We start from the raw sequence: 6000 nt of genomic DNA, 5'->3' as shown, positions 1-6000 counted from the left end.
GGCTTCAGCCCTTAGAAAAATCAATCAGGCTTTGCGTGACTAACCATCAGTGGGGGATGAATGGCAGACTAAAAGCGCGACGTCAACACATAAGTCTGCACACTTCACGTCCTGTGCGTCGAAAACCTCCACTGATGGAAGTTTCACTTTATGGAGCCAATCTTCGTTTGGATTTTCCAAAGTGATTGCGAAAATGGAGGATACCCACTTTCGATATGGCCAAAATAGGTACTGCTAAAATCATCCCTAAAATCCCCCCCACCTCTCCTCCTGCTAAGAGGGCAAACATAATCATAAGTGGATGCATATGTAAACTTTTCCCCATAATTAATGGTGAAAGGATATTTCCTTCGATAAATTGCAATAGAAGAATGACAATTCCAGAGAAAATCACCAATTTCATTGATATCGTCGCCGCAATAATGATAACAGGAATCGCTCCAATAAAAGGGCCAAAATAAGGGATGACATTGGTAATTCCAATAATGAGTCCTAGCAATAAAGGATATTTCATATGAATGATCCAGAAAAAGAGAGAAGAAAGCGATCCAATGACAACGCAGACTAATATTTGCCCGCGAATATAGCCGCCAAGTGATTTATTGACATCTCTTAAAAATAATATTCCTTCTTTTCTCCATTTCCTTGGTGTTAAATACCAACATGCTTTTTTGATTAATTCAATATCTTTAAGCATATAGAACGCAATAAATGGAATGATGGCAATAATCACAATCGAATTTAAAATCACCACCAGACCATTCACGACACCCGTTAATAAATGTCCAAGTGATGCTTCAACAGAGGATATTCCTTGATCAACTCTTTCTTGAAGAGCATTTGGCCATTTTGCCGTTTGATGTTGTACCACTTCAATCCAATCTCGATATTGACTGGCAAAATAGGGTGCATTTTCGGAAAGATCCTTTAGCTGGGCAATAAAGGCTGGGATCCCTTTATAAAAAACGAAACCGACCCCACCGAAAAAAATAACGTAAATGAATAAAACGGCGATCCCTCTTGGAATTCCCCGTCCGTGAATATTTTCCACAAGCGGATGAAGAAGATAGGTGATAAAAGCAGAAATTGCAAAAGGCAATATGACAATCAGGATGACCTTCCAAATGGGGAACCAGATTTGTTGCAGCTTTAAAAAGACAAATAGGACAATAAACAAAAGAAGCAGAAAACCTAGGCGATAATACCATTTTACTCGGATATCCAACATTCCCGCCTCCTTCACCCTTATTTTGTAAAGTACTTCTCGATTTATACATGAAAAAAGACTGTTCAGGGATCAGGGGCTCTTTATTTTATCGGTCATGCATAACCGAAATTCAGAATCCCTTCTTCCTGAGACAGTCTTTACCTGTTCATTTCTTAAAATATGGCCTTCGTAATTTTTCTTTGCATTCTCTTCATTTGTCTGCCGGAAAACATATTATTTTTTCTAGCTAAATTATAAGCGGCCACGCCCACACCTACAGCAATAACGGAGGTTAACATTTTATTCAACCCGATCACCTCAAAGTAAGAATATTATCCACTGAACCGTCTTTCATTTTCATCGAACAAGTCATCTAATGAGCTTAAGGTTCCATCCTCTTCCACCTGATGGGTGAGGATCAATCCTTTTGATAAGGAAAGCTCAATAAAACAATTCCAGCAATAGTACTGGTTAATGCCAATTTTTCCGATATCCTTGCTTTTGCAGTTGGGACATTTTAACATAGAAGAACACCTCATTTTCATTCCGTCAAGATGGTTTGCTATTCTTTAACATTGACAATGATGGCGTCCTTCCCAATTGCAGGCGGCTCATCTGTTTTGACGACACGTTTCCCTTCCGTTATATCTGAAAAGAAGCCATCTGAGCATTCATACCCTACGATTGTTCCCAACTCTTCTTTAAAATATACATCCTCCAAAATTCCAAGTCTTTCTCCTTGAGAAGTCATTAGCATTTTGCCGGTTAAACGCTGACGACTTTCAAAAGTATAAGGCTCCGGTTTTTTAAGAGGTTTAAGGACGGTTTCATCCTCAACCATAATGCCATCCCAGCCAAAGGAGGCGACATTTTGGATATCAATAAAGCAGTTTCTTTTAAGAAATGTCCCTTTTTTAACAATTAAGCCCTTCACCATTCCATTACTTGAAATGCTAATATCACATATTTGACCAATTCTTGAGCCTGTTTGCAGTGTATAAACGGGAAGTCCCTTTAATAGTGAAAATGTCCGCAAAGATTATTCCACCTCTTTTCGAACATTCCTATTTTCTGCAAAGCAAACAAAAGTATAAGGTGAAACGTTTTCCATTATAAGAAAAAGAAACGAACCCCATTTGGAAAAACGGGGTTCAATAATCTTTCTCTTTCCTTTGATCTTCAATCGTTTTGTTACGTTCTCCACCATCTGAAAGCTCTTCAGAAAATTCATGGTTCATATTTCTTGCTGACACCGCTCTTCCAAGATTTAAATTGGGAGCTGCCTCTTCATTTAATCTTTCTTCCTTCATTCTTTTCACCTCTCCCCTTTATTGTTTGACAGTATTCACAAAATAAACAAAAAGAGAGCTTTTTTGCTCTCTTCCAATTATTCCAAAATAAAATCATATGGTGTGATCTGATCCATCCCAATCATAGGATCTACCTTCATTAACATCTCCTCGTATGTAAGAGAGCTTTCATCGTTTATTCCTTTAGCTACATTAGAATTCTCCGTTTCCTCCGGTTTTACTTCAATGGCCTCTACTAGCTTTGTGCATAGGGTAGTTAAACGCATTTGTTCATCTGCCCTTTTAACCCCCATTTTAAAGGCTTCTTCCTCACCACATAAAATCAAAAATTGCTTACTCCGTGTAATGGCTGTATAGATTAAGTTTCTTCGTAACATGCGATAATAGCTTCTGACCACTGGCATAATGACCACCGAAAATTCACTGCCTTGGGATTTATGGACAGAACAACAGTAGGCGAGGGTAATTTGACCTAGATCTTGTCTAGTATAGGTAACCTCATTTCCGTCAAAGGAAACAAGGAGTAAATCCTGCTTTTCTGTATTTTCCTTTGCATAAAAGATAGAAATAATCTCACCAATATCCCCGTTAAACACATTATTTTCCGGTTGATTGACTAACTGCAATACTTTGTCCCCAATGCGATATGTAATATCACCGAATTTTAATTCCTTTCGTGTTCCATCCGGATTAGGATTAAAAATTTGCTGTAAGCTCTCATTCAATTTATCAATTCCAGCAGGTCCTCGATACATGGGGGCAAGCACTTGAATGTCTTTCATGGTAAAGCCCTTTTTTTTCGCATTAAGGACAATTTTCTCTACTGCCGTAACCACTTGACTACCATTACATTTAATAAAAGAACGATCATTTTTTTGTTCAGTTACATTTTCTGGCATATTCCCTTTTTTAATCAAATGCGCTAGTTCAATTATGGATGATCCCTCTGCTTGTCGATAAATATCCGTTAATTGTACAGTGGGAATCCGCTTAGAATGCAATAAATCTTTCAGTACCTGTCCTGGACCAACAGAAGGAAGCTGATCTTCATCCCCAACAAGAATAACCTGTATTTCATTTGGCAATGCTTTGAATAATTGATTGGCTAACCATACATCAAGCATAGAGGTTTCATCAATGATGATAATTTTCCCCTCTAAAGGCTGATCTTCATTTCGATCAAATCCTTCCGTTCCATTCCAGCCAAGCAACCGATGGATCGTAACGGCAGGAAGTCCCGTTGATTCACTCATTCTTTTTGCTGCTCGTCCAGTAGGAGCTGCTAATAAAAAGGGGAAGGGCTCTTCTTTTTTATAATCATGTGGATTCAGAGAGCAGCCATGTAATTCACCATAAAGCTCCACAATTCCCTTAATGACAGTCGTCTTGCCTGTTCCAGGTCCTCCGGTTAATATGAGCATGGGTGACATTAAAGCCGTTTGAATCGCTTCTCTTTGCGACGAAGCATACTGTACGCCAATTCGCTCTTCCAAATTGCCTAACGCTAGCAAAAACTCAGATTCAGGAAATTGGTCTTCATATTCCGTTTGGCTCAATATCCGTTTAATATTGGTGACTAGACCCTTTTCAGCAAAAAATAGCGAAGGTAAATATATCCTTTTTTCTTCGATGATGATTTTCCCTTCTTCTCCTAATTTGATTACTTCATTGGAAATTTTGGTAAAATCAATCTCATCTCTTTTACTCTCTTCTAATAAATCCTTCACAGTATTCAGGAGATTTTCTGCCTCCATATAAACATGCCCATCTTGCATACATTTTGTCTCTAATGTGTATAGACAGCCTGCTTTTATGCGATCTGGATGGCTCCCGGAAAGACCAATTTGATAGCCCAATTCATCTGCTCGATTAAAGCCTATTCCCTCTACATCCTCCACAAGCTTATAAGGATTAGATTGGATTACATCAATCGTCTGTTCCTTGTATACCTGATAGATCTTCATGGAGAGCTGCGGTCCGAATCCATACTGATTTAAGGCTATCATTGCTTGTTCTAACCCTTGATGTTCCATTAGAGTATCATAAAGAGTTTTCGCTTTATCAGGGGGGAGTTTTGGAATTTGATCCAACAAAGAAGGCTGATTCAAAATTTTCGAAATCGCATTTTCCCCTAAAGTATTGACAATATTTTCAGCTGTTTTCTTCCCGATCCCTTTAAAAAGCTCACTCGAAAGATAGCTGATAACTCCCTGCTTTGTTTGGGGAATATCCTTTCTGAAATGACTGGCAAGAAACTGGAGGCCAAACTTAGGATGTTCCTTAAATTCACCGTAAAAAATATAGGTCTCTTGTTCATAAATCTTCGGGAAATAGCCTGTAATCACGGCTTCTTTCTCATCATAAGGGTGATTGGTTTCTTCTACCCGAATTCTTAAAACCGTATAAAGGTTATTCTCATTATGAAATATCGTGACCAAATGCTTTCCTTTAATGAATGTACCTTGATCTTGAAATAAATCGAGTGACTCTTGCCCTTCCATATGCTTAGCCTCCTTTCTTTCTCCAATGACCTGATTATTTCTGTTCGGCTTGTCCTTTTTCAATCAATTTGATGCCGTAGCCTGCTAGCAAATGGTCAGGCTGAATTTCAATCACTTTATGAAACATAGCCAATGATTGGATTTCTTCTTCCTGATAACCATATGCCACACCTAGATTATAGTAAGCATCAGCATGAGAAGGATCTAATTCAATACAATTTTTAAATTGATCAATCGCCTCCAGGATAAATTCCTGATGGGCAAGGCAAAGTCCGTATTGGAATCGGGCTTCCGCATCATCCCCATTTAATTCAACACTTCTTTGTAAATATGGCAACGCAAGACGCGGCTGCTCCAATTGCACGAGGGACATGCCAAGCATGAAATAATTATCACTTGATTCCAACCCGCATTTCATCGCCTGCTCAAACATATTCTTTGCCTGGTCATATTGTTCATTTTCAAAATAAAGATTGCCAGCACTATAATAAGCCGCGCCTGCCTTATCATCTAATTCAATCGCCTTTTCAAAAAAAACCAATGCCTTATCGGTTTCACCAACGGCAGAAAGAACATTTCCAAAATTAATATAGGTAAGTGCATCGTTAGGATTTTCTTCGATTGCTTCCATGAAAATCTTTGCAGCTTCTTCCCATTTTCCCTCCTGCATTAACTCAATTCCTTTTTCATTTTTATTCATCATAAATCACGCTCCAATTTATCCCACCTTAACGGGCAGTAAGACCCCCACCTCAGGGATTCTGCGAATGCAAAGAAGATAGGTGGGGGATCAACTGCCCGTAAAGGTCCGATCGGTTCAACTAACCATCAGTGGGGGATGAATGGCAGACTAAAAGCGCGACGACAATCGCAACGTCTGCACTAGCACGTCCTGTGCGTCGAAAACCCCCACTGATGGAAGTTTCACTTTATCCTGTATAGAAGTATAGCATATTTCTTAGTTCAATCCACGCAACTAGAA

At 38.9% G+C, this 6000-nt stretch carries 7 protein-coding genes; all 7 read right to left on the bottom strand.

Going from position 1 to position 6000, the window contains the following annotated elements:
* Positions 1–148: 148 nt before the first annotated feature.
* Positions 149–1225 (bottom strand): AI-2E family transporter, encoded by a 1077-nt coding sequence (locus ACE38V_RS14735; RefSeq protein WP_375842314.1) that lies wholly within the window; start codon positions 1223–1225, stop codon positions 149–151.
* A 155-nt stretch (positions 1226–1380) separates the two neighbouring features.
* Entirely contained in the window at positions 1381–1506 is a 126-nt protein-coding gene (locus tag ACE38V_RS14730) for a YrzQ family protein (protein WP_375842312.1), read from the bottom strand.
* A gap of 33 nt (positions 1507–1539) precedes the next feature.
* Entirely contained in the window at positions 1540–1731 is a 192-nt protein-coding gene (locus ACE38V_RS14725) for a hypothetical protein (RefSeq protein WP_375842303.1), read from the bottom strand.
* Positions 1732–1769: 38 nt separating this feature from the next.
* A complete protein-coding gene (locus ACE38V_RS14720) occupies positions 1770–2243 on the bottom strand; it encodes a PRC-barrel domain-containing protein (protein WP_375842302.1) in 474 nt (157 codons plus the stop codon).
* 115 nt (positions 2244–2358) lie between these two features.
* Positions 2359–2517: a hypothetical protein gene (locus tag ACE38V_RS14715; RefSeq protein WP_375842298.1), complete on the bottom strand. Its 159-nt coding sequence runs from the start codon at positions 2515–2517 to the stop codon at positions 2359–2361.
* Positions 2518–2594: 77 nt separating this feature from the next.
* Positions 2595–5018: an SF1B family DNA helicase RecD2 gene (recD2, locus tag ACE38V_RS14710; RefSeq protein WP_375842297.1), complete on the bottom strand. Its 2424-nt coding sequence runs from the start codon at positions 5016–5018 to the stop codon at positions 2595–2597.
* Between the two features lie 34 nt (positions 5019–5052).
* Entirely contained in the window at positions 5053–5718 is a 666-nt protein-coding gene (locus ACE38V_RS14705; RefSeq protein ID WP_375842311.1) for a tetratricopeptide repeat protein, read from the bottom strand.
* Positions 5719–6000: the final 282 nt, after the last annotated feature.

Source organism: Cytobacillus sp. Hz8 (genome assembly GCF_042263505.1).
GTDB lineage: Bacteria > Bacillota > Bacilli > Bacillales > Cytobacillaceae > Bacillus_BE.
Note: the sequence above shows the minus strand (reverse complement) of the source record. Positions and strands in the feature narration are given on the sequence as shown.